Annotated in this window: 13 tRNA genes; all 13 read right to left on the bottom strand. The window is 48.1% G+C overall.

What is annotated here, in order from left to right:
* Positions 1-62: 62 nt before the first annotated feature.
* Positions 63-150, bottom strand: a tRNA-Ser gene (locus tag FC80_RS03860).
* Between the two features lie 16 nt (positions 151-166).
* Positions 167-237 (bottom strand) — tRNA-Gly (locus FC80_RS03855).
* Positions 238-247: 10 nt separating this feature from the next.
* Positions 248-320 (bottom strand) — tRNA-Phe (locus FC80_RS03850).
* Between the two features lie 34 nt (positions 321-354).
* Positions 355-428, bottom strand: a tRNA-Asp gene (locus FC80_RS03845).
* A 2-nt stretch (positions 429-430) separates the two neighbouring features.
* Positions 431-504: transfer RNA gene (locus FC80_RS03840), tRNA-Met, on the bottom strand.
* A gap of 9 nt (positions 505-513) precedes the next feature.
* A tRNA-Ser gene (locus tag FC80_RS03835) sits at positions 514-603 on the bottom strand.
* Positions 604-649: 46 nt separating this feature from the next.
* A tRNA-Ile gene (locus tag FC80_RS03830) sits at positions 650-723 on the bottom strand.
* Between the two features lie 20 nt (positions 724-743).
* A tRNA-Met gene (locus tag FC80_RS03825) sits at positions 744-817 on the bottom strand.
* A 27-nt stretch (positions 818-844) separates the two neighbouring features.
* A tRNA-Pro gene (locus FC80_RS03820) sits at positions 845-918 on the bottom strand.
* A 5-nt stretch (positions 919-923) separates the two neighbouring features.
* Positions 924-997, bottom strand: a tRNA-Arg gene (locus FC80_RS03815).
* A gap of 15 nt (positions 998-1,012) precedes the next feature.
* Positions 1,013-1,098, bottom strand: a tRNA-Leu gene (locus FC80_RS03810).
* A 13-nt stretch (positions 1,099-1,111) separates the two neighbouring features.
* A tRNA-Gly gene (locus FC80_RS03805) sits at positions 1,112-1,183 on the bottom strand.
* Positions 1,184-1,189: 6 nt separating this feature from the next.
* Positions 1,190-1,265 (bottom strand) — tRNA-Thr (locus FC80_RS03800).
* Positions 1,266-1,398: the final 133 nt, after the last annotated feature.

The following is a 1,398-nucleotide window of genomic DNA, read 5'->3' as shown; positions in this document are numbered from 1 at the left end:
GAACCCATGTTACCGCCGTGAAAGGGCGGTGTCTTAACCACTTGACCAACGGGTCAAAAAAACGGAGAAGGAGGGATTTGAACCCTCGCGCCGCTTTCGCGACCTACACCCTTAGCAGGGGCGCCTCTTCAGCCACTTGAGTACTTCTCCATAAACAACAATAATAAGCGGGTGACGAGAATCGAACTCGCGACAACAGCTTGGAAGGCTGTGGTTTTACCACTAAACTACACCCGCATAAATCTTATGGCGCGGGACAGAATCGAACTGCCGACACATGGAGCTTCAATCCATTGCTCTACCAACTGAGCTACCGAGCCATAATTTGCTATTAATAATATTAAAATTGTACCACGGTCCTAGACGGATTTGAACCGACGATCTCCTGCGTGACAGGCAGGCGTGATAGACCCCTACACTATAGGACCAATTGCGGGAGCAGGATTTGAACCTACGACCTTCGGGTTATGAGCCCGACGAGCTACCAGACTGCTCCATCCCGCGATATTAAAAAGGAGGATAAGAGATTCGAACTCTTGCGTGGTTTTACCCACCTGACGGTTTTCAAGACCGTTCCCTTCAGCCAGACTTGGGTAATCCTCCATAAAATATAATTAAAAATCCAATATACAAAAAACATTTAGCACAATGGACCTTGTAGGACTCGAACCTACGACCGGACGGTTATGAGCCGTCTGCTCTAACCAACTGAGCTAAAGGTCCAAGTTCTATAAAAATGCATATCGCGGTGAAGGGGATCGAACCCCTGACCTCCCGGGTATGAACCGGACGCTCTAGCCAGCTGAGCTACGCCGCGATTAAGATAAAATAATTGCCTATCTTATCGGGAAGACAGGATTCGAACCTGCGACCCCCTGGTCCCAAACCAGGTGCTCTACCAAGCTGAGCTACTTCCCGATTAATGCACCCAGTAGGAGTCGAACCTACAACCTTCTGATTCGTAGTCAGACACTCTATCCAATTGCGCTATGGGTGCATCATAATAAATAAATGCCGAGGACCGGAATCGAACCGGTACGGTAATCACTTACCGCAGGATTTTAAGTCCTGTGCGTCTGCCAGTTCCGCCACCCCGGCAAGAACTCTGACAAGCGGAAGACGGGATTCGAACCCGCGACCCCCACCTTGGCAAGGTGATGTTCTACCACTGAACTACTTCCGCATAAAATGGTGCCGACTAGACGATTCGAACGCCCGACCCTCTGATTACAAATCAGATGCTCTACCAACTGAGCTAAGTCGGCAAACTTAACAGTTACATATTACAACGACTATACAATAATACCATTTCTTGATTTCAATGTCAATACATATTAACATTATGAGTCGTGACAGGCTCGAACTGTCGACCCTCTGATTAAAAGTCAGATGCTCTAC

Origin of the sequence: Liquorilactobacillus cacaonum DSM 21116 (assembly GCF_001436735.1) — a bacterium.
Taxonomy (GTDB): domain Bacteria; phylum Bacillota; class Bacilli; order Lactobacillales; family Lactobacillaceae; genus Liquorilactobacillus; species Liquorilactobacillus cacaonum.
The sequence above is the reverse complement of the archived record's forward strand: the minus strand, read 5'-3'. Positions and strand labels throughout refer to the sequence as shown.